23 protein-coding genes are annotated in these 26,904 nt (G+C 71.5%); 15 read left to right on the top strand and 8 right to left on the bottom strand.

The genetic code is table 11. The features are described from left to right. Nucleotides 1-9 precede the first annotated feature (9 nt). Nucleotides 10-360, bottom strand: coding sequence for a DoxX family protein (locus tag IEZ08_RS11595; RefSeq protein ID WP_068922441.1), 351 nt, complete (start codon nucleotides 358-360; stop codon nucleotides 10-12). Between the two features lie 105 nt (nucleotides 361-465). Between IEZ08_RS11595 and IEZ08_RS11600 the strand changes: the two genes are divergently transcribed. Continuing rightward, on the top strand, nucleotides 466-1,374 hold the full coding sequence (locus IEZ08_RS11600; protein ID WP_189242122.1) for a LysR family transcriptional regulator: 909 nt from the start codon (nucleotides 466-468) through the stop codon (nucleotides 1,372-1,374). A 63-nt stretch (nucleotides 1,375-1,437) separates the two neighbouring features. Here the strand turns inward: IEZ08_RS11600 and IEZ08_RS11605 are convergent, their stop codons facing one another. Then, on the bottom strand, nucleotides 1,438-2,493 hold the full coding sequence (locus IEZ08_RS11605; protein ID WP_068922443.1) for a LacI family DNA-binding transcriptional regulator: 1,056 nt from the start codon (nucleotides 2,491-2,493) through the stop codon (nucleotides 1,438-1,440). Between the two features lie 43 nt (nucleotides 2,494-2,536). Continuing rightward, the gene (locus IEZ08_RS11610; protein WP_068922444.1) at nucleotides 2,537-5,014 is read right to left on the bottom strand and encodes a glycoside hydrolase family 3 C-terminal domain-containing protein; all 2,478 of its coding nucleotides are present in this window, start codon (nucleotides 5,012-5,014) and stop codon (nucleotides 2,537-2,539) included. A 535-nt stretch (nucleotides 5,015-5,549) separates the two neighbouring features. Between IEZ08_RS11610 and IEZ08_RS11615 the strand changes: the two genes are divergently transcribed. From IEZ08_RS11615 to IEZ08_RS11650, 8 genes are all read left to right on the top strand, one after another. Next, nucleotides 5,550-6,848, top strand: a complete 1,299-nt coding sequence (locus tag IEZ08_RS11615; RefSeq protein ID WP_068922445.1) for an ABC transporter substrate-binding protein — start codon at nucleotides 5,550-5,552, stop codon at nucleotides 6,846-6,848. A gap of 119 nt (nucleotides 6,849-6,967) precedes the next feature. Then, the gene (locus IEZ08_RS11620; RefSeq protein WP_084779844.1) at nucleotides 6,968-7,942 is read left to right on the top strand and encodes a carbohydrate ABC transporter permease; all 975 of its coding nucleotides are present in this window, start codon (nucleotides 6,968-6,970) and stop codon (nucleotides 7,940-7,942) included. After that, nucleotides 7,939-8,808, top strand: coding sequence for a carbohydrate ABC transporter permease (locus tag IEZ08_RS11625; RefSeq protein ID WP_189242123.1), 870 nt, complete (start codon nucleotides 7,939-7,941; stop codon nucleotides 8,806-8,808). Before IEZ08_RS11620 ends, IEZ08_RS11625 begins: the two co-directional genes overlap by 4 nt. 364 nt (nucleotides 8,809-9,172) lie before the next feature. Continuing rightward, nucleotides 9,173-10,495, top strand: coding sequence for an extracellular solute-binding protein (locus IEZ08_RS11630; protein ID WP_068922447.1), 1,323 nt, complete (start codon nucleotides 9,173-9,175; stop codon nucleotides 10,493-10,495). A 63-nt stretch (nucleotides 10,496-10,558) separates the two neighbouring features. Continuing rightward, entirely contained in the window at nucleotides 10,559-11,608 is a 1,050-nt protein-coding gene (locus IEZ08_RS11635; RefSeq protein ID WP_229803050.1) for a carbohydrate ABC transporter permease, read from the top strand. Next, the gene (locus tag IEZ08_RS11640; RefSeq protein WP_068922448.1) at nucleotides 11,601-12,440 is read left to right on the top strand and encodes a carbohydrate ABC transporter permease; all 840 of its coding nucleotides are present in this window, start codon (nucleotides 11,601-11,603) and stop codon (nucleotides 12,438-12,440) included. The genes IEZ08_RS11635 and IEZ08_RS11640 overlap by 8 nt, the downstream gene beginning before the upstream one ends. 94 nt (nucleotides 12,441-12,534) lie before the next feature. Then, nucleotides 12,535-13,887: a GH1 family beta-glucosidase gene (locus IEZ08_RS11645; protein WP_068922449.1), complete on the top strand. Its 1,353-nt coding sequence runs from the start codon at nucleotides 12,535-12,537 to the stop codon at nucleotides 13,885-13,887. A 99-nt stretch (nucleotides 13,888-13,986) separates the two neighbouring features. Beyond that, on the top strand, nucleotides 13,987-15,042 hold the full coding sequence (locus IEZ08_RS11650) for a tyrosine-type recombinase/integrase (RefSeq protein ID WP_068922450.1): 1,056 nt from the start codon (nucleotides 13,987-13,989) through the stop codon (nucleotides 15,040-15,042). 175 nt (nucleotides 15,043-15,217) lie between these two features. On the opposite strand, the gene IEZ08_RS11655 is transcribed toward IEZ08_RS11650, so the two are convergent. After that, nucleotides 15,218-15,721, bottom strand: a complete 504-nt coding sequence (locus IEZ08_RS11655) for a hypothetical protein (protein WP_141703786.1) — start codon at nucleotides 15,719-15,721, stop codon at nucleotides 15,218-15,220. A 235-nt stretch (nucleotides 15,722-15,956) separates the two neighbouring features. Between IEZ08_RS11655 and IEZ08_RS11660 the strand changes: the two genes are divergently transcribed. Continuing rightward, entirely contained in the window at nucleotides 15,957-17,357 is a 1,401-nt protein-coding gene (locus IEZ08_RS11660) for a flavin monoamine oxidase family protein (protein ID WP_189242124.1), read from the top strand. 77 nt (nucleotides 17,358-17,434) lie between these two features. Here IEZ08_RS11660 and IEZ08_RS11665 read toward each other — a convergent pair whose 3' ends face one another. The 4 genes from IEZ08_RS11665 to IEZ08_RS11680 are packed head-to-tail and all read right to left on the bottom strand — an operon-like array spanning nucleotide 17,435 to nucleotide 22,142. After that, a complete protein-coding gene (locus IEZ08_RS11665; protein WP_068922452.1) occupies nucleotides 17,435-18,328 on the bottom strand; it encodes a DNA-binding transcriptional regulator in 894 nt (297 codons plus the stop codon). A gap of 55 nt (nucleotides 18,329-18,383) precedes the next feature. After that, entirely contained in the window at nucleotides 18,384-19,511 is a 1,128-nt protein-coding gene (locus IEZ08_RS11670; protein ID WP_068922453.1) for a serine hydrolase domain-containing protein, read from the bottom strand. Beyond that, entirely contained in the window at nucleotides 19,511-20,710 is a 1,200-nt protein-coding gene (locus tag IEZ08_RS11675; protein ID WP_068922454.1) for a saccharopine dehydrogenase family protein, read from the bottom strand. The genes IEZ08_RS11670 and IEZ08_RS11675 overlap by 1 nt, the downstream gene beginning before the upstream one ends. Beyond that, nucleotides 20,703-22,142, bottom strand: coding sequence for a flavin-containing monooxygenase (locus IEZ08_RS11680; RefSeq protein ID WP_068922455.1), 1,440 nt, complete (start codon nucleotides 22,140-22,142; stop codon nucleotides 20,703-20,705). Before IEZ08_RS11680 ends, IEZ08_RS11675 begins: the two co-directional genes overlap by 8 nt. 120 nt (nucleotides 22,143-22,262) lie before the next feature. On the opposite strand from IEZ08_RS11680, the gene IEZ08_RS11685 reads away from it, so the two are divergent. The 5 genes from IEZ08_RS11685 (at nucleotide 22,263) to IEZ08_RS11705 (ending at nucleotide 26,878) form a co-directional block, all read left to right on the top strand. Beyond that, nucleotides 22,263-23,015 carry a hypothetical protein gene (locus tag IEZ08_RS11685; protein ID WP_189242125.1) on the top strand — a complete coding sequence of 251 codons (753 nt, stop codon included), beginning with the start codon at nucleotides 22,263-22,265 and terminating at the stop codon, nucleotides 23,013-23,015. Nucleotides 23,016-23,344: 329 nt separating this feature from the next. Then, nucleotides 23,345-24,313: an ABC transporter substrate-binding protein gene (locus IEZ08_RS11690; protein ID WP_068922456.1), complete on the top strand. Its 969-nt coding sequence runs from the start codon at nucleotides 23,345-23,347 to the stop codon at nucleotides 24,311-24,313. A 108-nt stretch (nucleotides 24,314-24,421) separates the two neighbouring features. Beyond that, nucleotides 24,422-25,387 carry a FecCD family ABC transporter permease gene (locus tag IEZ08_RS11695; RefSeq protein WP_141704365.1) on the top strand — a complete coding sequence of 322 codons (966 nt, stop codon included), beginning with the start codon at nucleotides 24,422-24,424 and terminating at the stop codon, nucleotides 25,385-25,387. A gap of 61 nt (nucleotides 25,388-25,448) precedes the next feature. Then, nucleotides 25,449-26,222: an ABC transporter ATP-binding protein gene (locus IEZ08_RS11700; RefSeq protein ID WP_068922457.1), complete on the top strand. Its 774-nt coding sequence runs from the start codon at nucleotides 25,449-25,451 to the stop codon at nucleotides 26,220-26,222. Continuing rightward, nucleotides 26,219-26,878: an adenosylcobinamide amidohydrolase gene (locus IEZ08_RS11705; protein WP_068922458.1), complete on the top strand. Its 660-nt coding sequence runs from the start codon at nucleotides 26,219-26,221 to the stop codon at nucleotides 26,876-26,878. The genes IEZ08_RS11700 and IEZ08_RS11705 overlap by 4 nt, the downstream gene beginning before the upstream one ends. The last annotated feature ends 26 nt before the right edge of the window (nucleotides 26,879-26,904 follow it).

A 26,904-nucleotide genomic window follows, 5' to 3' on the forward strand; every position in this document is an offset into this window, starting at 1 on the left:
GCATGGCGTTCAGAGTGTGGTGAGCTGCAGCGTGAGTGAGCCTGCGGCCAGCAGGAGGAACAGGGCCGGGTAGGGCAGGTGGGAGTACCAGCGGGCGCGTGCGACGGTGAAGACGGCGCCGGCGAAGTACAGCAGGAGGCCGGTCGCCGCCGCGATCCCTATCGCCGGGACGGCGATGCCGACCAGGAGGCCGAGCGCGCCCGCCGCCTTCGCCACGCCCAGCGGGTAGATCCATGAGTGCGGTACCCCGTACTTGGACATGTTGCCGAGAATCCACTCGGCGCGGGCGAAGTCGACGATGGCCGCCGCGATATTGCTCGCGGCGGTTGTAACCGCCACTGCGACGTAGGCGGTGAACACTGGACACCCTCCTTCCGGCCGGGGGCCGCTGCTGGAACGGCCCGCGACTCCAATCTGGCCATCTGTTGGATTGGCGTCCAATACATGCATCTATAACCTGGTGGAATGGATGTGGACACGCGGCTGGTGCGCTCCTTCCTCGCGGTCGCCGACGAAGGCAGCCTCACCCGGGCGGCAGAGCGCCTCTTCGTGTCCCAGCCCGCGCTGACCAAGCAGATCAAACGGCTTGAGGACCAGCTCGGGGTGCGCCTGTTCACGCGATCACGCGCCGGGATGTCGCTCACCGAAGCGGGGCAGGTCCTGGCGGAGCAGGCCCCGGCGCTCCTGGCCGCCTGCGACCGTGCGCTGAGGGAGACGAGAAGCGCGGCGAGCCGGGCGGCGCGGGTCCTGCGGATCGGGTTCCTCGCCAGTGCCGCCAATGAGGCGACTCAGGACATCATCGCCAGATTCGGTCGCCTCCACCCGGAGTGGCGAGTGAACATGCGGCAGGCGACATGGTCGGAGCCGGCCGCCGGGCTGGCCGAAGGAAAGGTCGACGCCGCGCTGCTGCGGTTGCCCTTCCCCGGCCAGGAGACCTTCCGCGTCGAGGTCCTGCTCACCGAACCCCGGTGGGTGGCGCTGCCCGCCACCCACCCTCTCGCGGCACGTGACCGGATTCCCTTCCGGGATCTGTGGGACGAGCCGTTCGTCGCCGCCCCGCCCGAGACGGGCCGGTGGCGTGACTACTGGCTGGCTGCCGACGAGCGCGGCGGTCACCCTCCACGCATCGGCGTGAGCGTCGAACACCCGGACGACTGGCTCCAGGCCATCGCCAACGGGTACGGCGTCGCCCTCGCTCCCGAGTCCGCGGCGCGGTTCTACGCGCGGCCCGGCGTCGTCTACCGGCCCGTCACCGGCGTCAGCCCCAGCCGGGTCGGCATCGCCTGGCCTCCGGCGGCCGACGCCAACCCCATCGTCCAGGACTTCGTCCGCTGCTGCCTGGAGGCGACGGAGGCAGCCGCCCGCGGGGAGTGAACGCTGGGCTTCTCATCTCGCCGTACCGGCGCAAACGCGCCGTAGGCGCACCCCGCGCCGTGCCTAGGCGGACTCGCGGACGACGAGGGAGGGCTCGAAGATGACGGAGGTCGGCTGGCGGTCCGGTTCCTCGATGTGGGCCAGGAGGAGGCGGGCCATCTCGGCGGCCATGTCCTCGACGGGGTGGCGGATGGTGGTGAGCGGGGGACGGCAGGCGAGGGCGGCGCTGCTGTCGTCGAAGCCGACCACGGCGACGTCCTCCGGGACCCGGCGGCCGTGGTGGCGGAGCACCATGAGGGCGGCCTGGGCCATCACGTCGTTGGCGACGAAGACGCCGTCGACGTCGGGGTGCTCGGCCAGGAGGCGCTCCATGGCCGCCTCGCCGCTGGGGTAGGTGAAGCGGCCCTCGACGCACGGGATGTAGGGGTGGCCGTGCATCGCCATCGCGTCCCGGAAGCCGGCCAGGCGGTCCTGGCCGGCCAGGACGGCGAGGGGCCCGGAGATGGTGGCGATCCGCCTGCAGCCCCGGGCGACGAGGTGGTCGGCGGCGAGCTTGGCGCCGGCGCGGTGCTGGACGTCGACGTAGCTGATCGGGAGCGGCTCGGGGGGGCGGGCGAAGAGCACGGCGGGCAGGCCCGCGTCGACGAGCAGGCGGGGGAGCGGGTCGTCGGCGTTGGTGGAGACGAGCACGGCCCCGTCGGCGTTGCCCTGGCGCAGGTAGGTGAGCACCTGGGCGCGGGTCTCGTCGGTCTCGGCGAACATCAGGATCGGGTGCACGCCGCGGGGGCGGAGGAAGCCGACGACCCCGCCGGCCACGCGGCCGAAGAACGGGTCAGCGAAGACCTGGCCGGGGAAGGGGTCCTCGCCGCTCTCGTCGCCCGCACCGGAGACCACCAGGGCGATCGCGCCGGTGCGGCGGGTGACGAGGGAGCGGGCCGCCTGGTTGGGGACGTAGCCGGTGGCGGCGATGGCCCGCCTGACCGTCTCCTGGATGGCGGGGTCGACGTTGCGGATTCCGTTGATCACGCGGGAGACGGTGGCGCGGGAGACGCCCGCCGCCCGGGCCACGTCCTCCAGGGTGGGGGATGATCCCGGTGACGGCGGGAGACCTTCGCTCATGGGGTTCTTTATAGCATAGCGGGAGAGCGCTCTCCAAGGAATCTCACGGCTTCACCAGCACCTCTGCGCCGGTGACGGTCGTGGCGCTCAGCGGCAGGTCGGCGGAGGAGCGGCCGGCCAGGACGGTGAAGGCGCCCTCCTCGGTGCACCAGGCGTGCCGCTCGACGGACCAGTGCTGGAAGGCGCGCGCCGGGACGTCGATCTCGGCCTCCACGGTCTCGCCCGGCTCCGCCGTGGCCGCCGCGAAGCCGGCCAGCCATCGGGCGGGGCGGTTCACCTCCGTCCCCGGGCGGGACAGGTAGACCTGGACGACCTCGCGTCCGGCGCGCTCGCCGGTGTTGCGCAGCCGTACCCGGACCGTGAGCGGCGTGCCGGGCGCGACCTGCCGCGGTACGGAGAGGTCCTCGTAGGACCAGGAGGTGTAGCCGAGCCCGTAGCCGAACCAGTACGCGGGCGGGGCCGGTTCCCGCAGCCAGGCGCGGTATCCGATGTGCAGGCCCTCCTCGTAGGTCAGGACCCCGTCCTCGGGGACGGTGGAGAAGAGCGCGCGCTCGCTCCAGGTGGTGGGGAGCCGGCCGCCGGGTTCGGCGGCGCCGAGCAGGACGTCGGCCAGGCCGTGCCCGGCCTCCTGCCCGGGGAACCAGCTCAGCAGTACGGCCGGCACCTCCTCGCGCCACGGCATGACGACCGGGCCGCCCGAGTTGACGATCACGACCGTGTCGGGGCAGGCGGCGGCCACCGCGCGGACCAGGTCGTTCTGGCGGCCCGGCAGGTCGAGGTGCTCGCGGTCGAAGCCCTCGCTCTCGATCTCCTCCGTGGTGCCGACCACGACGACGGCCAGGTCGCAGGTGCGCGCCAGTTCGACCGCGGCGGTCAGGGCGGCCGGTCCGTCCTGGCGGACCGGGTCCGCGGCCAGGATCGAGGCGACTCCGGAGCCGGGGGCGAAGTGCCGCCGGGCGACGACCTCGACCTCCCGGCCCGCGGTCAGGGGGAGCCGGGCACACCGGTACGGCGGGGTCAGGTGCACGGTGGCCGGATCGTCGGTGTCGAGCTCGACCTCCTCGTCGACCATGACCTGGCCGTCCACCTCCAGCCGGACGCGTCCCCATCCGGCGAAGGCGATGTCCCAGGGGCCGTCGCTACCGGGACGCAGGAGGGCGCGGATCTCGACGGCGACGGCGGAGGCGGCCCGCCCGGGTTCCGGGAGGCGGCCGGTCAGCCGGTGCTCGGCGTGGACCTCCGCGCCGGAGGCGTCCAGCAGGCGGACCAGGAGGCCGGGCTCGCCGGTCAGCGGGTTGCGGGCGTTGCCGGTGTCCAGCGGGGTGGGCCGGGTGTCGAGGTGGACGCCGGGGGAGTAGATCACCTCCGCGGCGCCGGCCAGCGCCTCGCGGATTCCGTCGAGCGGGGACACGGTGGAGACGGGGTACACGCCCGCGCTGCCGCCGCCCTGGATCCGGGCGGTGGCGGCGTTCGGGCCGATCACGGCGACCCGGCGCAGCCGCGCGGGGTCGAGCGGGAGCAGCCCGTCCCCGTTGCGCAGGAGTACGGTGCTCGCGGCGACGGCCCGGCGCAGCAGCGCGCGGGCGGCGTCGGACTCCTCCGTCGGGAGGGGGAGCGGGAAGGCGGGGACGGCCCGGCCGGTGGAGGCGCCGTCCGGAGCGCCGGGGTCCAGCGCGCCGACCCGGACGGCCAGCCGGAGCAGGCGCCGGAGCTTGTCGTCGATGGCGGCCTCGGGCACCTCGCCCGCGCGCACCGCCGCGACCAGGTTCTCCTCCCACAGCGGGTTCGGCCCCGGCATCGCCAGGTCCTGGGCGGCGCGGGCCGACGGGCCGGTGGAGCGCACGCCTCCCCAGTCCGACACGACCACCCCGTCGAATCCCCATTCCCCCTTGAGGGGCTCGGCGAGCAGCGGGTTCTCCGACATCGTGGCGCCGTTCACCCCGTTGTAGGCCGACATGACGGCCCAGGCGCCCGCCTCCACCGCCGCCTCGAACGGCGCGAGGTACAGCTCGCGGAGGGTCTGCTCGTCGAGGCGGACGTCGAGGGTGAGCCGCCCGGTCTCGGAGTCGTTGGCGACGTAGTGCTTGGCGGTGGCCGCCACCCCGCCGGCCTGGACGCCGCGGATGTAGGCGGCGCCGATCCGGCCGGTCAGCAGCGGGTCCTCGGAGTAGCACTCGAAATGCCGGCCGCCGAGCGGGGAACGGTGCAGGTTGAGCGTCGGGGCGAGCACGAGGTGCACGCCCTTGCGCCGCGCCTCGGCGGCGATCAGCCCGCCCAGCAGCTCGACGAGCTCCTCGTCCCAGGTCGCCGCCATGGCGGTCGCGGAGGGCAGGGTCAGGGAGGTGTTCCGCTCGTCCCAGCCCTCCCCGCGCACGCCGACCGGGCCGTCGGAGGTGACCATGGCCCGCAGTCCGATGGCGGGTTCGTCCCGGAGCCGCCACACGGTCGCCCCGGTGAGCAACCGCACCTTCCGTTCGAGGCTCAGACTCTCCACCAGACGGTCAAGCTCGTCGGCGCTCACACTTTTCCCTTTCGGTTGTGGGACTGATAATGGAGAGCGCTCTCCAATGAGGTCATAGCGTCACGGTCGCCGCCCGGTGCTGTCAATGGCCGGCCGGGGAGTCGCCCGGCGAGGGAGGTCTCCGTTACGGGGAGGGGCCCGGCAGGTTTCGAACCGATACGGGCCAAGCCTTGACAGGGTTCCCCCGCCAGGGGCACGCTCTCACCACAGAGAGCGCTCTCTTCCTCTTCTCGTCGCCGCATGCGTCGGGCGCTCCCCACACCGAGGAGAGACCTGTGCACTCAACCTGCAGTTCAGGAGCCTCGTCGGCATGCGGCGGACCTGAAACGGCCGGGTTGTCGCAGCCGCGACCGACCGGGCCGGTCCGTGGTGAGAGAGCGTTTTCGGGCATTGCGAGAGACCGCTCCGCCGAGGAGGCCGGGATCCGCCGCCGGGCCGGCGCGACGGCCGTACGGCGTGTCGCGCTCGGGGCGGCATGCCGTACGGCCAGGCCGGTCCTCTCCCCAACGATCACCAAGGGCCCAAGGAGGGTTCGATGGGTATGCCCCGTCCCCGGTTTCTCGCTCCGATGATCACCGCGGTCGCGCTGACCGTGAGCGTGGCCGCCTGCGGCAGCGGCGGAACGGAAGCGAGCGGGCAGGCCGGTCCCGGTGCGCCGGCCGAGAAGATCAAGCTGACCGTCGCGCTGTTCAGCGACTTCCACTACGCGCCGCTGTACGAGGAGTTCAAGAAGACGCACCCCAACGTGGAGATCGTGGAGCGGCGGTCGCAGTTCAACGACCACCACACGAACCTCATCACGCAGCTGGCCACCGGCGCGGGCGCCGCGGACGTCGTGGCGGTCGAGGGCGGCTACATCGGCGCCTTCACCCCGTCGCCGGAGAAGTTCCACAACCTCAAGGACTACGGCCTGGACAAGCGCCAGGGCGAGTACCTGGACTGGAAGTGGCAGCTGGGCGTCTCCAACGACGGCTCGTCGCTCATGGGGCTGGGCACCGACGTCGGCGGCCTGGCCATGTGCTACCGGCCCGACCTGTTCAAGAAGGCCGGGCTGCCCACCGACCGCGACGAGGTGTCGGCGCTCTGGCCCACCTGGGACCAGTACGTCGAGACGGGCAAGAAGTTCGTCGCGGCCGACGTCGCGGGCGCCAAGTTCACCGACGGCCCCGGCGAGCACTTCCGCGCCATGGTCGAGCAGGCGCCGGTCGGCTACTACGACGACCAGTACAACATCATCGCCGGGACCAACCCGGAGGTGCGCAAGGCCTACGACATGGGCATACGGATGATCGAGGAGGGGCTGTCGGCCAAGCTCGCCGCCTTCACCCCGCCGTGGAACACCGGGATCGCCAAGGGGACCTTCGCCACCATGGTCTGCCCGGCCTGGAAGACCGGCACGATCAAGGACCAGAACCCCGGTGAGGGCGCCTGGGACATCGCCGCGGTGCCCGGTGGCGGCGGCAACCAGGGCGGCACCCACCTGATGCTGCCCAAGCAGGGCAAGCACCCCAAGGAGGCCGCGGAGCTGATCAATCTGCTCACCAGCAAGGAGAGCCAGATCAAGCTCTTCAAGGAGGCCAGCGCGCTGCCCTCGCTGCCCGCCCTGTACGACGACCCGGCGGTGAAGGACTTCGTCAACCCGTACTTCGGCAACGCCCCGATCGGCAAGATCTTCACCGACGCCGCGAAGGCCCTCAAGCCGCAGAAGGTGGGCCCCAAGGCCGGCGACATCCTGAAGGCGTTCGGCGACGGCCTTCAGCGGGTCGAGCAGGGCAAGCAGAACCCGGAGGAGGCCTGGGCCCAGGCGCTGAAGGACGTCGGCAGGATCAAGTAGCCCGCCCCCGCCCCCGCCCTCGCCCCCGTCCTCGCCTCAGCGCCGGTCGGCCGGCCGGTCACGCACCGGCCGGCCACCGGCCTGTTCCCCCCGCTCATGAGTCGCCGAAAGGAGCTGCCATGGCCACCCGGGTGCCAGAGCGCCTGGCGGAGGCCCCACCGGGCAAGCCGATGGGATCCCGCCGCCGTGCCGTCCGCCGCCACCTGGTCCACCAGCTCGACGTCAAGGGGTCGCCGTACGCGTACGTGGCCCCGTTCTTCCTGCTCTTCTCCGCGTTCGGGCTGTTCCCGCTGGTCTACACCGCATGGGTGAGCCTGCACGAGTGGACGCTGCTCGCCGACGAGCAACCCTTCGTCGGCCTGGAGAACTTCAGGACGCTGCTCGCCGACGACTACTTCTGGAACGCCACCTTCAACACCCTGTCCATCGGGGTGCTGTCCACCGTCCCGCAGCTGCTGCTGGCCATCTGGCTGGCGCACCTGCTCAACCGGCCGCTGCGGGCGCAGACCTTCTTCCGCGTCACGCTGCTGCTGCCCAACGTGACGAGCGTGGTCGCGGTGGTGGTGATCTTCAGCCAGCTGTTCGGCCGGGACTTCGGCATGATCAACTGGATGCTCTCCTGGTTCGGCGTCGGCGCCGTGCCGTGGAACGAGGGGGTGGCCACCTCCCACGTCGCCATCTCCATCATGATCATGTGGCGGTGGACCGGTTACAACGCGCTGATCTTCCTGGCGGCCATGCAGGCCGTGCCGCGCGAGCTGTACGAGGCGGCCACCATCGACGGGGCGAGCGAGTTCACCCAGCTCCGCCGGATCACGATTCCGATGATCAAACCCACGATCGTCTTCGTCGTCATCACCTCGACGATCGGCGCCATGCAGGTGCTCGCCGAACCGCTGCTCTTCGGCGTCTACACCCTCACCGGCGGCGTGGACCGGCAGTACCAGACGCTCGCGCTGTTCATCTACGAGAACTTCGTCAAGCTCGACCTCGGCTACGCGTCGGCCATCTCCTGGATGATGTTCGTCTTCATCGTCGTGATCGCCGGCATCAACTACCTGATCACCCGCCGGAGCAGGGGAGGGCTGGTATGACCGGCACGACCGCCGACCGGACGCGGGTCCGCCCGGCCCGCCGGGGCGCTCCGGGCGCCTCCCGCCGGCTCATCTACCTCACGCTGACGGCGGTGGCCTTCTTCTCGGCGGTCCCGCTGTACTACAGCGTCGTGGTGGCCTCCCGGGACAACGCGGCCCTGGCGGAGGTCCCGCCCCCGCTGGTGCCCGGCGGGAACTTCTTCGCCAACGTGGCCCGGGTGTTCGACACCGTGCCCTTCGGGCTGGCGCTGGGCAACTCCGTCCTGGTCTCCGGGTCCATCGCGCTGTCGGTGATGTTCTTCTCCACGCTGGCCGGTTTCGCCTTCGCGAAGCTGCGCTTCCGCGGCCGGAACATCCTGCTGCTGCTCACCGTGGCGACCATGATGGTCCCGGCCCAGCTCGGGATCATCCCGCTCTACATGATCATGGTGAAGCTGGAGTGGACCGGCACGATGTACGCGCTGATCGTGCCCGCCATGGTCAGCGCGTTCGGCGTCTTCTTCATGACGCAGTACCTGTCCCGGGCGCTCCCGACCGAACTGCTGGAGGCGGGCAGAGTGGACGGCTGCAGCACGTGGGGACTGTTCTGGCACGTGGTGATCCCGGTCGCCCGCCCCGCGGCGGCCGTGCTCGGCATGCTCACCTTCATGTCGGCCTGGAACGACTACTTCTGGCCGCTGGTCGTGCTGACCCCGGAGAACCCCACGGTGCAGGTCGCCCTGTCGACGCTGGCCGCCGGGTACGTCAACGACTACGTGCTCGGCCTGACCGGTACCGCACTGGGTACGTTGCCGCTGGTCATCGTGTTCGCCCTGCTCGGCAAGCAGATCATCGGGGGGATCATGCAGGGGGCCGTCAAGGGCTGAGGGCCGGGGAGCCCCGGGGCCGGACGTCCGGGGCGGTCGGGGTCGGACGTCGGGTGCCGCCGTATGGCGGCACCCGACGGTGTTTTTATGGGAAATCGCTCTCCGGGGCTCGTGCCCACATCGCACGACATCAAGAATTGGTCACGGCCGATGGGAAACTCCCAGTTCACCTGAGGGAAACAGGGAAGAGGCCGGCCCCGGGCCCCTTGCCGGAAGGGTCGAGGCTTGACAGTGCTCACCCTGCGGGGACACTCTCCTCTTGGAGAGCGCTCTCCGATCCCGGTCGCATCGGGACTGCGGAACATCCGGACCCACCCCCCGACTCCCCCCGAACTCCGGAGTCCTCACCATCGAAGGAACAACCGTGCGTATTCGAAAGCTCGCCACCACGGCCCTGGCCGGGGCCCTGCTGCTGGCCGCTTCCGCCTGCGGCGACGACGGCGGCAGCGGCGGACCCTCCGCCGAGGGCGGCGCCCCCAAGACCCTCACCTACTGGGCGTCCAACCAGGGCCCCAGCCTCGAGGCCGACCAGGAGATCCTCAAGCCGGAGCTCGACCGCTTCAAGAAGGAGACCGGGATCGAGGTGAAGGTCGAGGTCGTGCCGTGGGCCGACCTGCTCAACCGGATCCTCGCCGCCACGACCTCGGGCCAGGGCCCGGACGTGCTCAACATCGGCAACACCTGGTCGGCCTCGCTCCAGGCCACCGGGGCCTTCGTGCCCTTCGACGACACGCTGCTGGCCAAGCTCGGCGGCAGGGACCGCTTCCTCGGCCCGAGCCTCGCCGCGACCGGGGTCGCGGGGCAGCCGCCCGCCGCGGTCCCGATCTACGGCATGACCTACGGCCTGATGTACAACAAGAAGATGTTCGCCGAGGCGGGCATCGAGGCCCCGCCGAAGACCTGGGACGAGCTCATCGAGACGGGCAAGAAGCTCACCAAGGACGGCAAGTGGGGCCTGGCCGTGGAGGGCGCCAGCGTCACCGAGAACGCCCACCACGCCTTCATCTTCGGCCAGCAGCACGGCGCCGAGCTGTTCGACGCCTCCGGCAGGCCGCAGTTCGACTCCGACGCGCAGGTCGCCGCGACCAAGCAGTTCCTGGACCTGATGGCGGTCCACAAGATCGTCAATCCGAGCAACGCCGAGTACGGCAACGGCACCCAGGCCGTTCAGGACTTCACCTCCGGCAAGGCCGGGATGCTGATGTGGCAGTCCATCGCCTCCTCGGCGAAGGCGGCCGGCATGGGCGAGGACGAGTACGGCGTCGCCCCCATCCCGCTCCCGGACCCCGCCCAGGGCGGCAAGCAGGTCAACGGCATGGTGGCCGGCATCAACATGGCGATCTTCAAGCACAGCAGGAACCAGGACGCGGCCCTGGAGTTCGTCAAGTTCATGACGAGCAAGCAGACGCAGCAGAACCTCAACAAGGTCTACGGCTCGCTGCCGACCGTCAAGGACGCCTACGACGACCCCGCCTTCCAGACGGAGCACATCAAGGCCTTCCAGCAGATCCTCGCCACCACCGCGGCGCCCCTGCCCCAGGTGCCCGAGGAGAGCCAGTTCGAGACGCTGGTCGGCACGGCGATGAACGAGCTGTTCGCGGACGTGGCCAGCGGCAAGCAGGTCACCGAGGAGCACATCAAGGCGAAACTGACCGAGGCCGACGAGAAGATGCAGGCCGGTAGCTGACCCGCCCGCCCGCGACGCCGGGCGGTGCCCCGCCCGGCGTCCCGCCCGCTTCCGATTCCCTCGATGCCCTTGATCCCCCTCGATAGGAGAATGATGGTCGCGTCCACCACGCCGCGCCCCGGCGCGCGGCGCGGAACCGGGGCCCCGGACGACGGGCCCCAGCGGTCCGGCGGGAGGGGGCCGGGCCGGGTCGCCGCCCTGATCCCGGTGCGGCTGCGCCGCCTCGGCCTGCCGTACCTGCTGATCCTCCCGGCGATCGTGCTGGAGCTCCTCATCCATCTGGTGCCGATGCTGGTCGGCATCTGGATGAGCTTCCTCAAGCTCACCCAGTTCTTCATCCGCAACTGGTCCGCGGCCCCGGGCGCCGGTCTGGCCAACTACGAGATCGCGGTGGACTTCGACTCGGCGGTGGGCGGCTCCCTGCTGAGGTCCTTCACCGTCACCGTCGCCTTCACCGTGCTGGCGGTCGGCCTGTGCTGGCTGCTGGGGACCGCCGCGGCGGTGCTGATGCAGGGCAGCTTCCGCGGGCGCGGGGTACTGCGCACCCTGTTCCTGACTCCCTACGCGCTGCCCGCCTACGCCGGGGTGATCACCTGGAGCTTCATGTTCCAGCGTGACTCCGGCATGGTCAACCACATCCTCGTCGAGCAGTCCGGCCTGCTGGACGAGCGCCCGTTCTGGCTCATCGGCGGCAACAGCTTCGTCGCCCTGCTGGTGACCTACGTCTGGCGGATCTGGCCGTTCGCCTTCCTGGTGCTCATGGCCGGGGTGCAGAACATCTCCGACGAGCTCTACGAGGCCTCGGCGATCGACGGGGCCGGCTGGTGGCGGCAGCTGCGCTCGATCACCCTGCCCATGCTGCGCCCGGTCAACCAGGTCGTGGTGCTCGTGCTGTTCCTGTGGACCTTCAACGACTTCAACACGCCCTACGTCCTGTTCGGCGGGTCGGCCCCCGAGGAGGCCGACCTGATCTCCATCCACATCTACCAGAGCTCCTTCGTCACCTGGAACTTCGGCTCGGGCTCGGCGATGTCCGTGCTGCTCCTGCTGTTCCTGCTGCTGGTGACCGCGGTGTACCTGGTGACGACCTCGCGGAGGACAAGCCGTGCGTGAGCCCCGATGGCTGCCCTGGGCCCGCTGGATCGTGCTCGGGTCCCTCGGCCTGTTCACCCTCGTCCCGCTGTACGTGATGGCCACCACCTCCATCAAGCCGCTCGGGGACGTGCAGGGCGACTTCCACTGGATCCCCACCACGATCAGCCTGCAGCCCTTCGCCGACATCTGGCGGACGGTGCCGCTGGCCCACTACTTCGTCAACAGCCTGGTCGTGGCCTCCATCGCCGCCGTGGCGTCGGTGACGATCGCGGTTTTCGCCGCGTACGCGATCAGCCGATACCGCTTCCCCGGCCGGAGGGTCTTCTCCGTCACCGTGCTGTCCACCCAGATGTTCCCCGGCATCCTGTTCCTGCTCCCGCTGTTCATGATCTTCGTCAACCTCGGCAACACCATCGGCGTGGAGCTGTACGGCAGCCGTACCGGTCTGATCATCACCTACCTGACCTTCTCGCTGCCGTTCTCCATCTGGATGCTGGTCGGCTACTTCGACTCCATCCCCACCGCGCTGGACGAGGCCGCCCAGGTCGACGGGAGCGGGCCGGTCGGCGCCCTGCTCCGGGTGGTCATCCCCGCGGCGATGCCCGGCATCGTGGCGGTCGCCATCTACGCCTTCATGACCGCGTGGGCCGAGGTGCTCTTCGCGTCGGTGATGACCGACGAGAGCACCCGCACCCTGGCCGTCGGCCTGCAGGGCTACTCCACCCAGAACGACGTGTACTGGAACCAGCTGATGGCCGCCTCCCTGGTGGTCAGCGTCCCGGTGGTGGCCGGCTTCCTGCTCCTGCAGCGCTACCTGGTCCAGGGCCTGACCGCGGGCGCGGTCAAGTGACCGGTCCCCGGCCCGCCGGGTGACCCTCCGAGCACGCCCCGCCGCGTTCCCGCGCGCCCTCCCCCCACCCCTCGGCTCCAAGGAGAGTTCACATATGCAACCGCAGTCCGCCTTCGGCCCCGGCTTCGTCTGGGGAGTGGCCACCTCGGCCTACCAGATCGAGGGCGCGGTCTCCGAGGACGGCAGATCGCCGTCGATCTGGGACACCTTCTGCCGCGTGCCCGGCGCCGTCGACGGCGGCGACACCGGCGACGTGGCCTGCGACCACTACCACCGCTGGCCCGAGGACGTGGAGTTGATGCGCCGCCTCGGCGTGGACGCCTACCGTTTCTCGGTGGCCTGGCCCCGGGTGATCCCGGATGGGTCGGGCGAGGTCAACCCGCGCGGGCTGGCCTTCTACGACCGGCTGGTCGACGCCCTGCTGGAGGCGGGCATCCGCCCGTTCGTCACCCTGTACCACTGGGACCTGCCGCAGGCGCTGCAGGACCGCGGCGGCTGGCCGAGCCGGGAAACCGCTCTCCGATTCGCGGAGTACGCGGCCGTGGTCGCCGCGGCGCTCGGTGACCGGGTCACCGACTGGACCACCCTCAACGAGCCGCTCTGCTCCTCCTGGATCGGCCACCTCGAAGGCCGGATGGCGCCCGGCTGGACCGACCTGACCGCGGCCGTCCGGGCCTCCTGCCACCTGCACCTCGGCCACGGCCTGGCGGTCCAGGCGATCCGGGCCGCCGCGCGGAGCGCGCCGTCCGTCGGGATCGTCAACAACCTCAGCACCTGCGAGCCCGCCACCGGCAGCGACGAGGACCACGCCGCCACCCGGCGGATGGACGGCCACGTCAACCGCTGGTGGCTGGACCCGGTCATGGGCCGCGGCTACCCCGAGGACATGGTCGAGGTCTACGGCGTGGACCTGCCGATCCGGGAGGGCGACCTGGAGACGATCGCCGCCCCGCTGGACTACCTCGGGCTGAACTACTACTTCCGGCAGATCGTCGCCGACGATCCGACCGGCCCCGCCCCGTACGCCCGCCAGGTCCCGGTGCCCGGCGCGCCGGTCACCGGGATGGACTGGGAGGTCAACGCCGACGGGCTGGAACGGCTGCTGCTCCGGCTGACCCGCGAGTACGGGGCGGGGAGGCTCTACGTCACCGAGAACGGCTCCGCCTGGCCCGACGCCGTCGGCCCGGACGGCACGGTCGACGACCCCGAGCGCGCCGCCTACCTGGAGGACCACATCGCGGCCTGCGCCCGCGCGGTCCGGCAGGGCGCGCCGCTGGCCGGGTACTTCGCGTGGTCGCTGCTGGACAACTTCGAGTGGGCCTACGGCTACGACAAGCGTTTCGGCCTGGTCCACGTCGACTACGCGACCCAGGCCCGCACCGTCAAGACCAGCGGCCACCGCTACGCCGCGCTGATCCGCGACCACCGGCGGGCGCCCGTGGTCTGACCCTAGCCTCGGCTTTTGCCGACCGCCCGTCCTGACCACCGGCGGCATCAAACGGAAAGCCGGCGGAGCTCCGCAGGTCTGGACGCAGTGGGTCGACCGGTGGCACGCCATCTCGAGGTTGACCCCGGGCACCGGAAGGGAACCTGCGCAATCCTCATCAAAATCGGCCGGTGGGTCGCCGCGGAGCAGCCCGAGGCCGCCGATCCGACCGCCTGGACCCGGCAGACCTGCGCGGCGCTGATCGCGGCGTTGGATCGGATGAACGTCGGAGACTGCGCCGAACGCACCGTCGGTCTCAAAAATCGTTTGGGCAAGCCGTTGGAGGCTTTGAGCAAGGCCGGCCAACTCGCCGCGGTCAGGACGTTCTTCCGGGACTGCCAGGAATGGGAGTGGCTGCCCCGCCGGTTCGACCCTCAACGGGCTCTGGCCACCCCACGCAGCATCCCCGCGCTGCTCGGCCCCGACCCGCGCGTGATCGCCGACGACATCTGGGCCAAGCTGCTCTGGGCCGGCCTCAACCTCACCGCCGACGACCTCCCCGCCACCCAGGCCGGACTCTTCCACCCCCTCGAACTGGTCCGCGCGGTGACACTGACCTGGCTGTTCAGCGGGCAACGCAGCAACGAGATCGCCCGCCTACGGGTCGGCTGCATCCGCTGGCAACACGACGGACAGACCATCCGCGGTGACGCCGCCGACGTTCTCGCCCAAGACGCCGTCTGCTTGCTCGACGTCCCCACTCACAAGACCGGAACCGCGTTCAGCAAACCGATCGACCCGCTCATGGGCGAGGCCATCGAGACCTGGCAGGCCATCCGACCGGCCCAGCCCAAGATGGTCGACCGCCGCACCGGCGAGCACGCCGGCTTCCTGTTCGCCTTCCGCGCCCGCCGCGTCCCCGCGGCCTACATCAACGGCACGATCATCGCGCTGCTCTGCCGCAAAGCGGGCGTCCCGACATCAGACGTCCGCGGCAACATCACCAGCCACCGGGCCCGATCCACGATCGCCTCACAGCTCTACAACGCCAAAGAGCCCATGACCCTGTTCGAACTGCAAGCCTGGCTCGGACACCGTTCCCCACAGTCCATGACGAACTCCACAGCGAGGGTGCCGGCCGCCACGTCACGACGTGATGGCCACCGCATCAAGTAGAGCAACCTCGCGCAGTTCCTGGCCGACGAGCGGCCCAAGCCGTTCGTCGGCGCTGGACCACGCCGGAGTCGCGCGGGGTCGGTCACCGCGGGGGAGCACGCCTGATAGACCACGATCGTCTCGGCCTTGAGCCGGTGGCGTTGCCGGCCGTTGCGCGTGCCGCCGAGCTTCCAGATCACGAGGGCCTGTCAGTGGTCAGGTGCGCGGGGCAGGTGGTTGCGTGGCCCGGGTGATCGATGGTCGTCTTTCCGGGTGATCGGCCGCTGAGCATGGCCGCCAGCCGGATGAGCGATGCCGCGCCGCCGGCCAGGGTGGTCAGCGTGAGCGTGAACCAGAACGCCGTCCAGGCGGAGGGGACTGACAGGAGAATCACCATGGCGGGCGGACCGCCCAGCACCAGCAGCCGGACTCGCCGGTCATCGCGAAGGTGCTGGCGGGTCTTCGGAGCCGGGCGCAGCCTGTCGGCCACGATCAGGCGCCAGGTGGACAGTGCGGTGCCGTACAGCATCAGGAGCGTCATCAGGCCCAGGAGTTGTACCCACTCGGGCACGGCGGAGTGAGCGGGACTGGAGGCGGGCAGGGTCAGCGCGCTGATCGGCAGGGCGCCCAGTGCCTCGACGGCGAGAAGCCGGCTGATCGGTCGCTCGCGGAAGAGCACCATCAGTGATTCTTTCATCATGGATACGATCGTAATTGACATGATAGATTTTTTCATGATTGGTTGGAGCGGGCGATGAGGGTTCTTGTTCTCGGCGGACCCGAAGCGGTGGGGCCGGTCGAGGGAGGCGCGGCCGTCGGACTTCCCGGCGTGATCTCCCGGACTGATCGACGCTGACCGCTTCCGGCACGACCTGGCGCACCACGGCACCGGCGCCCCGCTGACCAGCGCCCGATCCACCGAACAGGAGAACTCCGTGCAAGTACACACCGCGAGTGCGAACCATCTGCCGGCCGTCCCATCCGGCGAGGTCGACGTGGTGGTCGTGGGAGCCGGGCTGGCCGGACTCCTGGCCGCGCGCCGACTGCAGCAGGCGGGCATGAACGTCGTCGTCTGCGAGGCCAAGGACCGCCTCGGCGGACGGATGCTGACCATGACCTCCCGGGTGGGCGCCCCGGTCGATGCCGGTGCCGCCTGGGTGGGGCCGGGCCAGAAAGCGGTCCTCGCGCTGTTGGAAGAGCTGGGCATCGCACTGGTGCCGCAGTACGACGACGGAGCGAACCTGCTGCACGTCGACGGCAGAACCTACCGCTACCGGGGGAGCGTTCCCCCGGTCGGGCCGATGGGCCTGCTCGATCTCGGGCGTGCCCAATACGCCCTGGACCGGATGGCCCACCGCCTCGGCCCTCCGCCCTGGCAGGGAACCTACGCTCGCCGCCTGGACGCTCAGACCTTCGGCGGCTGGATGCGCCGCCACGTTCACACCCGTGCGGGCCGGATGGTCCTGGAGGCGGCGGCCGCCAGCGGGTTCGGCTGCCGGCCCGAGGCGCTGTCGCTCCTGGCGTTCGCCGCCCACGTCGGAGGAGCAGGCGGACTCAGCTCACTGCTCGAGGTCAGCGGAGCGCTGAAATACCGGATCGCCGGCGGCGCGGGCTCGTTGACCAGCAGGCTGGCGGCGGACCTGGACGGCCGGATCCTCACCGGCCACCCGATCACCCACATCAGCCGTACCGATCGCACGGCCTGTGTGAAGGGCCCGGGCAGCGCACCCATCACCGCCCGTCACGTCCTCATCACCGCGGACCCCGCAACCGCTCAGGCCATCACGCACGACCCGCCGCTGCCCTCGGCCCGAGCCGAGCTGCAACGCCGCTGGCAGATGGGGCACGCCGGCAAGAGCCACCTCGTCTACTCGCGGCCGTGGTGGCGAGATCAGGGCCTCACCGGCGCCGCCGTCACCGACCGCGGTCTCGCCCGCATGACCTTCGACGTCAGCCCGCCCGGTCCGGACGCCCCGGGCGTCCTGCTGGCATTCGTGGACCTCGGCGACGTCGACGACCCCGCCCTCCTGCGGGCCGGCGCGGCCCCCGAGCGTGAACGCCAGGTGCTCGACGACCTGGAGGCACTCTTCGGTGAGCACGTCCGCGACCCTCTGGACCACCTCGAACACGACTGGGCCGCCGAACCCTGGCAGAGCGGTTGTGTCCCTGCCCCGCCGCCTGGCCTGCTCGTCTCCCACCATCCGTGGCTGACCCACGCCGTCGGGCCCCTGCACTGGGCGGGCGCCGAGACCTCCTACCGGTGGGAGGGCCACATGGACGGCGCCGTCCGCTCCGCTGGCAGAGCCGTCACCGAAGTCCTCACCGCTCGCCGGTGAGCAGCGCCTCACCATCGGCGGGGAAGCGTCCGACGGGTACCGCCGAGCAGAGCTGATGCGCGCCCGGGGGTGCCCCGTCACGTGTCAGGCGCTGCCGGGCTTTCCAGGTCGCCGTAGAGGCGGAACAGGCGGATGTGCTCGCTGTCCGGGCCGGCCTTCTCCTTCAGCAGGGACCAGCACTGCGCCAGCAGTGCGCGGGCCCGGCTGCCGGGCCAGGGCTGCGGGAGCAGCTGCGGCGGCAGGAGGGGGTCGGGCTCCATGGCGGCGGTGAATTCGGCGGCCAGTTCCACCGCGATGGTCAGGCGCTGCGCTTCGGACGGGTCGCCGTGGCCGCGCAGGCGCTCCAGGCGCGGGCGGGCGACGGCGGCGAGCCGGTGATAGCGCTCGGCGATCTCATCCAGCGGCCACAGGGCGCGGGCGAGGGCGGCGGGATCGTTTTGATCGCCTCGGCGCAGGTCGCGGGTTGTCGCGATGGTGAGGTGGTCGAGCACGTCCAAGCGGCGGGCGTGGTCCTCGACGTAGGGCTCCCACGGGTTGGCGCTGAGGTAGAGGCCGCCTTGGAGGGGGGCTCCGCCCAGGCGGGTGAGTGCGGCGCGCAGGGCGTCGCGTGCGGTGCGAGCGCTCTCGGGGACGGCGAAGGCGACCAGGTGCCAGGTGCCGTCCCAGGGGGCGAGCCCGGCGTCCTGGCGGAAGGCGTGGGCGACGAACTCGACGTCGAAGCCCAGGATCTGCCCGGTGGCGCCGGTGGCCCGCAGCAGTCCTTTGCGTCCCCTGCCTTCGTGGTGGAAGCGCCCCTCGGCGACCAGCCGCTTGATGCACAGGCGCACCTGCTGGTCGGTCATGCCCAGCAGGTTGCCGGTGGCGTAGAGCTCACCGGTGTCGACCGTGAGGTCGGCGCGCACGAGGGCTTCGACGAGCATCCGGGTGGGGACTTGCACGTCCGGCCCCGGAAGGTGAGGTGCGGCGTTCATGCTGCGGCCTTCCACGGCGGTGCGGGCGGACGATGCGCAAGGAGTCTACCGGCGTTCACGGCCCGATGACCTTCGCCACCGCCTCCAGCAGGAGGCGGTGGCGAGGGTCGTTCAGCGCGTCGGCGGGCATGGAGCGGGGCAGGAAGGCCAGCGCGAGACCGCGGCGGGGATCGGCGAGCCCGAGCGCGCCTCCGATCCCCGGGTGGCCGAAGGCCGACGGAGAGCCCAGCCGCCAGGCGCGGCTCGGCAGGGCGAAGCCGCATCCGAAGGCCGAGGCGACGCCGAGGACCCGGTCTCTGCCGGCCACGCGCCGCTGTACGGCGGCGCGCAGGGTGGGCCCGCCGACGAGCGAAGAGCCCGTTCCCGGCAGGAGCATGGAGTAGAGCCGGGCCAGGGATCGCGTGGTGGCGACGGCGTTGGCGGCGGGAAGCTGGGCGGTGAGGGTCTGCGGGCGGCTCACCCACACCTCGGGAGCCTCACGGATGGCGCCCCGCACGGTCATCGCCTGCCACAGCGGTGTCCCGGGGCGCGCGAGGACCGCGGTGGCCAGCCGTGTCAGGAAGGGGACCCGGGCGGCGGCCTGTAGCGGGGCAGGCGGCGGGCCGTCGGGTGTCCCGATGCTGATCGTCAGGTCGTGGGGGCGGCAGATCAACTCGGTGAGCACCTCACCGAGGCGCCCGCCGGTGATGCGGCGCACCAGCTCGTCGGCGAGGGTTCCCCAGGTGAGCGCGTGGTAGGCGGGCCGGCCCGGCGGCCAGCGCAGGCGCTCGCCGGCCAGGGCGTCGGCGAGCGGGCGTCCGGCGAGCACCTCGGCGAGGGTGGCCGGACGTGTGGGTGCGATGAGCCCGGCCTGGTGGCTCAGCAGCTGCGCGACGGTGATGTGCGACTTGCCGTGGCGGCCGAACTGCGGCCAGTACCTGGCCACCGCGGCCTCGAAGTCGAGTTCTCCGCGCTCGGCCAGCACCGCCAGGCATGCGGCGGCGACGCCCTTGGAGGCGGAGAAGATCACCTGGCGGATCTCCGGGCCGTGGCTCCCGCCGTAGAGGTCGACGGTGGTGGCGCCGCGGTGCACGATGTGCAATCCCGCGCCGTGCTCACCGGGCCTGCGCATGATCGCGGCGAAGGCGTCGCGGACCGGTCGCCATCCGGGGGCGACCTCGCCGCGGATCGCCGGGCCGGCCATCAGGCGCGGTCCACTTCGACCACCTGGCCGCGCCCGCCTCGCGGAGGGTCGCTGTGGGCGGCCAGCTCGTCGAAGTAGCGCTCGGGGTCGAGCACCGCGTCGGGAGCGTGGACACCGGGCGCGCGGACCGACCCGTCGAGGATCTGCCCCGCTGCCAGAGCCAGCGGGATCCCGGTCGCCCTGGCCATTCCCCGGGGGGAGGCGATCAGCCGTGCTCCGATCGCGGCCGGCCGGCCGTCGCGGATCCCGGTGGCCAGGGCGAAGAAGGCCGGCAGCGCACCGGGGCCGCGCAGTGAGAGCCGGTGGACGGCGGATCGGGCCAGGCGGCGCGCGGCCGGGTCGTCGAGTTCGGCGGCGGCCTGCTCCAAGGTGAGTCTCCCGCGGTCGATGTCGTCGCGCAGGGTCATCAGGTAGGCGGCGGTCAACGGCCGCACCACCATGACGCAGGTCGAGTCGCGGGTGACCGATCGGGTCTTCGGCAGGGTCACCGGCTCGGGGTGGCCGACGGTGTAGGCGGTGCCCCTGCCCCGGCCCGGGTAGTGCAGTGTGATCGCTTCCAGGGGCGGCCGTTCGGCGGGCCCGCCGCCGCTCCACGTCCTGATCGTCCCGGACAGCTGCTGCATCCAGTGCACGGTGGCGGCCGACAGGCCGACTGCCGCGTCCCCGTCCGGGTCGTCGCCGGCGAAGGGCACATCCACCGGCCAGGCCGTGTGGAGGTTCTCGACGGTGTCCAGCTCGCGGGCTGCCAGTGCGGCCAGCATGTTGCTGGTGCCCGGGCTGGCCCCGGCGCCGATCACGGCCACCACGCCCGCCTCGCGTGCCTCGGCGTCCAGCGCGAGCATGTCCAGCGTCGGTTCCCAGTCGTCGCAGATGTCGGCGTAGTCGGTGCCGGTGTCGATCGCCGCCCGCAGGATGGGCACGCCGAGCCGGAAGAAGGGGCCGGTGGTGTTGATGACGAGGTCCGCTTCCCGGAAGAGGGCGCGCAGCCGTACCGGATCCGTCGCGTCGGCCGCGCACGGGACCAGCGGCGTGGCACCGTCCGCCAGCCGGGCGGCCAGTTGCTCGGCGGCGTCCAGGTCGCGGTCGGCGATCACCAGTTTCGCGATGTCGCCGCGGGCGGCCAGCGTCTCGACCGCGGGCGCGCCCATCGCTCCGGCCCCGCCCAGGGCGATGACGGTGCGCTTGTTCGGTTCACTCATCGAAGACCATGCCTTTGCGGATGTCGAGGAAGGGGAATCTCGCCCGGTCGAGGAGGTAGTTCTGGGTGACGGCCCAGGGATCGCGCTCGCCCTGCCGGGGGAACAGGTGCGCGGCGCGTTGAACGTAGGTGGAGGTCAGGCCGAGCAGGGGCCGGCCCGCCCGGCGGGGCGGCGGGGCGGGCATCGCGGTGGTCAGGCCGCGCCGCCGCATGTGATCGAGCAGCCGGACGACGTAACGCGAGGACAGATCGGCCCGCAGCGTCCAGGAGGCGTTGGTGTAGCCGACGCAGAAGGCCAGGTTGGGCACGCCGCTGAGCATCAGCCCGCGGTAGGCGGTGGTCTGCGCCAGGTCGATCGCCCGCCCGTCCACCGACAGACCGATCCCGCCGAGGGGCACCAGCGACAACCCCGTCGCGGAGACGACCACGTCGGCTTCCAGGAACGTCCCCGACTCCAGTTCGATGCCGCGCTCGGCGAAGCGGGTGATCTCGTCGGTGACCACCGATGCCCGCCCGGCGGCCACCTGCCGCAGGAGGTCCCCGTCGGGCACCACGCACAATCGCTGATCCCACGGCTGGTACCGGGGGGTGAAGTGCTGGTCCAGGTAGGCCGGATCCGGCAGCAGACGCAGCAGGCCCTCGCGCAGGTACCGCTTGGTCTGCTCGGGGAAGCGCCGGCTCAACCAGTAGGTCAGCTGGCTGCTCAGCACGTTCTTGCCGCGGATGAGCGCGTGCGCGAACCGTGCGGGAAGAAGCCGGCGCAGCACGTCGGCCACGTGGTCGACCGCAGGCTGGGAGGCCAGGTAGGTGGGCGACCGCTGCAGCATCGTGACGTGCGCCGCCGTCTCGGCCAGCGCGGGGACGAGGGTGACCGCGGTGGCCCCGCTGCCGATCACCACCACCCGCTTGCCGGCCACGTCGAGGTCCTGCGGCCAGGACTGCGGGTGCACGAAGTGGCCGCCGAAGCGCTCCAGGCCCGCGAAGTCCGGTTGATGGCCCCGCGCGTAGTCGTAGTAGCCGGCGCAGACGTACAGGAACGAGCACGTCCATGTCCGGGAGCGGCCGCCCTCCTGCGTCTCGACCACCCAGTGGGGTCCTTTCCACGACCACGCGGCGGCGACCACCTTGACTCCGTAGCGGATGCGCCGGTCGATCCCGTGCGCATGGGCGGTGGCCTCGATGTAGCGGCGGATGCTGTCACCGTCGGCCAGCGACTTCGCACCCCGCCACGGCTGGAACGGATAACTGAGGGTGAACATGTCCGAGTCCGAACGGACGCCCGGGTAGCGGAACAGGTCCCAGGTGCCGCCGAGGCGGTCCCTGGCCTCCAGCACCGCGTAGGTCCAGCCACGCCGTTGCAGGTGCCAGGCGGCGCCGACGCCCGACAGGCCCGCTCCGACGATGAGCACGTCCACATGCCGCGAATCGTTCATTTCTGAAACGCTCGTCATAAGAACGATAGTAGCGTTATTGATAAGTAGATGGCGAGGCGGTCGAGAGTGCCGGAGAGGTGAAAAGTTGACATCCAACTAGTTGGTTGGTTCGATGGGCGCATGATCGAGAAGGGCATGCCCAAGGTTCTGCTCGCCGTCGGGGCGGGCACGCTTTTGGCCGCGCTCGCCGCCGCCGGCGTCTTCGCCGACGACGGCGGACCACCTGCCGCGCCGGCCGTCCGAACCACCGGCATCGGCACCGACATCAACCTTCGGGAGGTTTCCGTGGAGCGAGCCGAGCAGGCACTGAAGAACGCGGGGCTGGCCGTGCCTGACGGCTGGCGACCGGTGCACACGCGCCGGGAGCGGCACGACGAGCGTCCGGTGGCCGTCGTGCGCTACGAACCGGGAACCACCCGCACCCTCGGCGGTGAGCACCTCACCGTCGTCATCGACGACGAAGACACCCTGCTGGGCTACACGCGGCTGACGGCGGAGGCCGCCGACCGGCCGCGGCCACAGGCCGATCAGGCGGAACGGGCGGCCTTCGAGTGGCTCCGCGGTTTCGCGGCCGAGCATGCCGCCGGGCTCGATGTGCAGTGGGTGGACCGGCACGACGAAGAGATCCGCGACAGGGCGGGGCGCAGGCGGGTGGTGACCGGTACGAAGGTCAAGACCCGGCACTCCAACGGCCTGTACACCTGGATCATCGTCGGGGAGCGGGAAACGGTCCTCGCCTATGAGCGGGACGTGCGCTGGGACGGCGAGGCGGGCCGCCGGGGCACCGCCATGTGGCTGCACGACCGCTGGATCGCCGCCCGCGAGGGCACCGGCCCGCAACCGGACGCTCCGTACGCGCTGGCAGGACGCTGACAAACGATCTTCGTCCGCACGTCCGGCATCACCGTTCCCGGCATCTCCGACGTCGTCCGCCTACGGGGCGGCCTGGGCGGGCGCGATACCTTAGAAGATCCACGGGTGCCCTGCCTCGTCAGGGCATCACCCGAGGTTGGTAGCGTTTGCCCGACGCGCGGTGTGGAGCGAAGTCCGGTGCGAGCCCGGCGCTGTCCCGCAACTGTCATGGCCCGCGAGGGCCGAGCCAGGTCGCCTCCCGCCGTGCCGACGCCGTCGAACCCTCGTGGAAAAGGGTGATCCGTCATGTTCCAGCGGGTCCTCGGTTCCAATGGACGAAAGGACCTTTCGTGAGGCCCGTACGCACATCCCTCGCGGGCGCGCTCCTCGGTGTGCTGGCCCTGGCCGGATGCGGTCAGAGCTCCACCGGCGGCACCCCGCAGGGCAACGCCACCACCGCCTCCGGGACGCCCTCCGCGGCTTCCCCGGAGGCCGGGGCCTTCCCCGTCACCGTCGAGGCGGGCAACGGCTCCGTCACCATCGCCAAGCGGCCCGAGCGGATCGTCTCCCTGTCGCCCAGCGCGACCGAGAGTCTGTTCGCCATCGGCGCCGGATCCCAGGTCATCGCGGTCGACGACCAGTCGAACCATCCGGCCGAGGCGCCCAAGACCGACCTGTCCGGCTTCAAGCCGAACGTCGAGGCGATCGTCGAGCAGAAGCCCGACCTGGTCGTGCTCGCCAACGACATCGAGGGCATCGTGGCCAAGCTGGCCAAGCTCAACGTGCCGGTGCTGCTGGAGCCCGCGGCCACCAAGCTCGACGAGGCCTACGACCAGATCGCCGACCTCGGCGAGGCCACCGGCAACTCGGCCAACGCCCAGGAGGTCGTGACCGGGATGAAGCAGAAGATCGACGAGGCCGTGGCCGCCGCGCCCAAGGACAAGAAGCTCAGCTTCTACCACGAGCTCGACGTCACGCCCTACTCGGTGACCTCCACCACCTTCATCGGTCAGGTCTACGCCCTGTTCGGCCTGACCAACATCGCCGACAAGGCCCCGGACCTGGCCGGGGGCTATCCCAAGCTCTCCGCCGAGTTCATCGCCCAGGCCGACCCCGACCTCATCTTCCTCGGCGACACCAAGTGCTGCGGGCAGAACAAGGACACCCTCGCCAAGCGTCCCGGCTGGTCCGGGCTCTCCGCGATCAAGAACGACCGGGTCGTCGAGCTCGACGACGACATCGCCTCCCGCTGGGGCCCGCGTGTGGCCGACCTCGCCCAGCAGGTCGGCGCGGCCGTTCAGCAGGCCGCCGCCGGGTAAGTGACCGATCCGTCCGGCTCCACCACCACGCCCCGCGCCCCCGTACGGCGGTCCGCCGGGCTGCGGCCGGTGGCGCTGCTCGTCACCGTGGCGGTGCTCCTGGCGAGCATGGCCGCGGGAGTACTGGTCGGGGCGGCCGGCATCGAGCCCGCGAAGGTGATGCTGCAGCTGCTCGACTGGCTGCCGCTCGTCTCGGCGGACTCCGGACTCACCCCGGTCGAGCAGGGGGTGCTGATGGAGCTGCGGCTGCCCCGGGTGCTGCTCGGGGCGGTCGTCGGCGGCCTGCTGGCCGTCGCCGGGGCCTCCTACCAGGGCGTGTTCCGCAACCCGCTGGCCGACCCCTACCTGCTCGGCGCCGCGGCGGGCGCCGGGCTCACCACCACCGTGGTCGTCGTGTTCCTCAAGGGGGACAACGAGTCCATGGTCGTCCCGGCCGCGGCCTTCGCCGGGGCCGTCGGCGGCGTCCTGCTCGCCTACGCCCTGGGCAACGTCGCGGGCCGGGGCGGCGGGACGACCACCCTGGTCCTCGCCGGGGTCGCCGTGACCTCCTTCCTCACCGCCGTGCAGACGTTCGTCCAGCAGCTCGGCATCGAGGAGCTCCAGCGCATCTACGCCTGGATCCTCGGCACCGTCGACGGCGGCTGGGAGCGGATCACGCTGGTCATCCCCTACGCGGCCGTCTCGGTGGCCGCCCTGCTGCTGCACGGGCGGCTGCTCGACGTGCTCTCGGTCGGTGACGACGAGGCCGTCAGCCTCGGTCTCAACGCCGCCCGGGTCCGGCTCGTCGTCCTGCTCGCCGCCTCCCTGGCCACCGCCGCGGCGGTCGCCGTCAGCGGGCTGATCGGCTTCGTCGGCATCGTCGTCCCGCACGCGGTCCGCCGCCTGGCCGGAGGTTCCTACCGGATCGTGCTCCCGCTCTCCCTGCTCGGCGGCGCCGCCTTCCTGGTCCTGGCCGACGTGCTCGCCCGGACCGTGCTCGCCCCCGCGGAGCTGCCCATCGGCGTGGTCACGGCCTTCGTCGGCGCGCCGTTCTTCGTGGCCGTCCTGCGCCTGACGAAGCGGGTGGAGACGTGAGCCGCACGGAGGCCGCGGCGCGCGCGGCCGGCCCTGCCGGTCCCGACCGCGGGGTGACTCCATGAGCGACGTCAGTGCGCGCGACCTCTCGGTCGTCCTGGACGGGCGGACCGTGCTGTCCGGCGTCGGCCTCCAGGTGCGCGGCGGCGACTGGCTCGCCGTGATCGGGGCCAACGGCGCGGGCAAGTCCACGCTGCTGAAGGCGGTGGCCGGGGTGCTGCCGTACTCCGGCGAGGTGCTCATCGACGGCACGCCCGTCCGGCGGCTCAAGCCCCGGGAACGGGCCCGGCTGCTGGCCTACGCCCCGCAGAGCCCGGCGCTCCCGGCCGACATGACCGTGTTCGACTACGCCCTGCTGGGCCGCACGCCGTACATCCCCTATCTGGGCCGCGAGAGCCGCCACGACCGCGACGTGACCGCGTCGGTGCTGGACCGGCTGGACCTGGCGCCGTTCGCCGATCGTACGCTCGGGCACCTGTCCGGCGGCGAGCGCCAGCGGGTCGTGCTGGCCAGGGCGCTGGCCCAGCAGGCCCCCGTGCTCCTGCTCGACGAGCCCACCACCGCCCTCGACCTGGGGCACCAGCAGCAGGTGCTGGAGCTGGTCGACCGGCTCCGCCTGGCCGACGGGCTGACCGTGGTCACGACCCTGCACGACCTGAGCGTGGCCGGGCAGTACGCCGACTCGATGATGCTGATCTCCGGCGGCAGGGTGGCCGCCTCGGGGGCCCCGGCGGACGTGCTCACCGAGAAACTGATCGACACGCACTTCGGCGCCCGCGTCCGGGTCGCCACCGGCCCGGACGGCAGGCCCGGCGTCCACCTGGAGCGCCCATGACCCCGAACCTGCGGCTGAGCCACCGCCAGGAGGACGGCACCCGCCTGGCCTCGCTGGTGTGGGAGCTCGGTCCCGGCTGGCGGGGGATCTCCTCGGCCATGCTCGGCGGCGGCATCGGCCCGGTGGAGTGGGTGCTCAACGCCCAGGTGCCCGGCGGCTACGCGCGGATGGACCCGGTGGAGCACCTGCTGGAGATGGCCCCGTCCGGTCCCGGCGTCGGCATGCTCACCGCCGCCTCGGTGGGCCGCTTCACCCGGGCGCAGGACGGCGGGGCGCACGCCGTGACCACCGTCGGCCTGCGCGTGCCCACCTGGGCCGCCGCCCCCGAGGGCGCGGCCGACCCCGAGCTGGCGCCCGTGCACGTCCCGGGCACGATCAACATCATCGTCGCCGTCCCGGTCGCGATGAGTGACGCCGCGCTGGTGAACGCGGTGATGACGGTGACCGAGGCCAAGACCCAGGCGCTGGTGGAGGAGGGCTTCCCGGGCACCGGCACCGCCTCCGACGCGGTCTGCGTGCTGGCCCGCACGGACGGGCCCGAGGAGCTCTTCGGCGGCCCCCGCTCCACCTGGGGCGCCCGGATCGCCCGCGCGGTCCACCGGGCCGTACGCCAGGGCGCTCAGGAGTGGGCGAACCGTGATGATTCAAATACGTAAAGTAAGGGGAACGCGGAAAGTAGCAT

The sequence above is a fragment of the Planobispora rosea genome (assembly GCF_014648175.1).
Lineage (GTDB): Bacteria > Actinomycetota > Actinomycetes > Streptosporangiales > Streptosporangiaceae > Planobispora > Planobispora rosea.

What these genes read in the sequence shown, in the direction of transcription:
- IEZ08_RS11600 (WP_189242122.1), top strand. Translation starts at nt 466, where the DNA reads ATGGATGTGGACACGCGGCTGGTGCGCTCCTTCCTCGCGGTCGCCGAC.
- IEZ08_RS11605 (WP_068922443.1), bottom strand. Translation starts at nt 2,493, where the DNA reads ATGAGCGAAGGTCTCCCGCCGTCACCGGGATCATCCCCCACCCTGGAG.
- IEZ08_RS11615 (WP_068922445.1), top strand. Translation starts at nt 5,550, where the DNA reads ATGGGTATGCCCCGTCCCCGGTTTCTCGCTCCGATGATCACCGCGGTC.
- IEZ08_RS11620 (WP_084779844.1), top strand. Translation starts at nt 6,968, where the DNA reads ATGGCCACCCGGGTGCCAGAGCGCCTGGCGGAGGCCCCACCGGGCAAG.
- IEZ08_RS11625 (WP_189242123.1), top strand. Translation starts at nt 7,939, where the DNA reads ATGACCGGCACGACCGCCGACCGGACGCGGGTCCGCCCGGCCCGCCGG.
- IEZ08_RS11635 (WP_229803050.1), top strand. Translation starts at nt 10,559, where the DNA reads ATGCCCTTGATCCCCCTCGATAGGAGAATGATGGTCGCGTCCACCACG.
- IEZ08_RS11645 (WP_068922449.1), top strand. Translation starts at nt 12,535, where the DNA reads ATGCAACCGCAGTCCGCCTTCGGCCCCGGCTTCGTCTGGGGAGTGGCC.
- IEZ08_RS11655 (WP_141703786.1), bottom strand. Translation starts at nt 15,721, where the DNA reads ATGATGAAAGAATCACTGATGGTGCTCTTCCGCGAGCGACCGATCAGC.
- IEZ08_RS11665 (WP_068922452.1), bottom strand. Translation starts at nt 18,328, where the DNA reads ATGAACGCCGCACCTCACCTTCCGGGGCCGGACGTGCAAGTCCCCACC.
- IEZ08_RS11670 (WP_068922453.1), bottom strand. Translation starts at nt 19,511, where the DNA reads ATGGCCGGCCCGGCGATCCGCGGCGAGGTCGCCCCCGGATGGCGACCG.
- IEZ08_RS11675 (WP_068922454.1), bottom strand. Translation starts at nt 20,710, where the DNA reads ATGAGTGAACCGAACAAGCGCACCGTCATCGCCCTGGGCGGGGCCGGA.
- IEZ08_RS11680 (WP_068922455.1), bottom strand. Translation starts at nt 22,142, where the DNA reads ATGAACGATTCGCGGCATGTGGACGTGCTCATCGTCGGAGCGGGCCTG.
- IEZ08_RS11685 (WP_189242125.1), top strand. Translation starts at nt 22,263, where the DNA reads ATGATCGAGAAGGGCATGCCCAAGGTTCTGCTCGCCGTCGGGGCGGGC.
- IEZ08_RS11695 (WP_141704365.1), top strand. Translation starts at nt 24,422, where the DNA reads ATGGCCGCGGGAGTACTGGTCGGGGCGGCCGGCATCGAGCCCGCGAAG.
- IEZ08_RS11700 (WP_068922457.1), top strand. Translation starts at nt 25,449, where the DNA reads ATGAGCGACGTCAGTGCGCGCGACCTCTCGGTCGTCCTGGACGGGCGG.
- IEZ08_RS11705 (WP_068922458.1), top strand. Translation starts at nt 26,219, where the DNA reads ATGACCCCGAACCTGCGGCTGAGCCACCGCCAGGAGGACGGCACCCGC.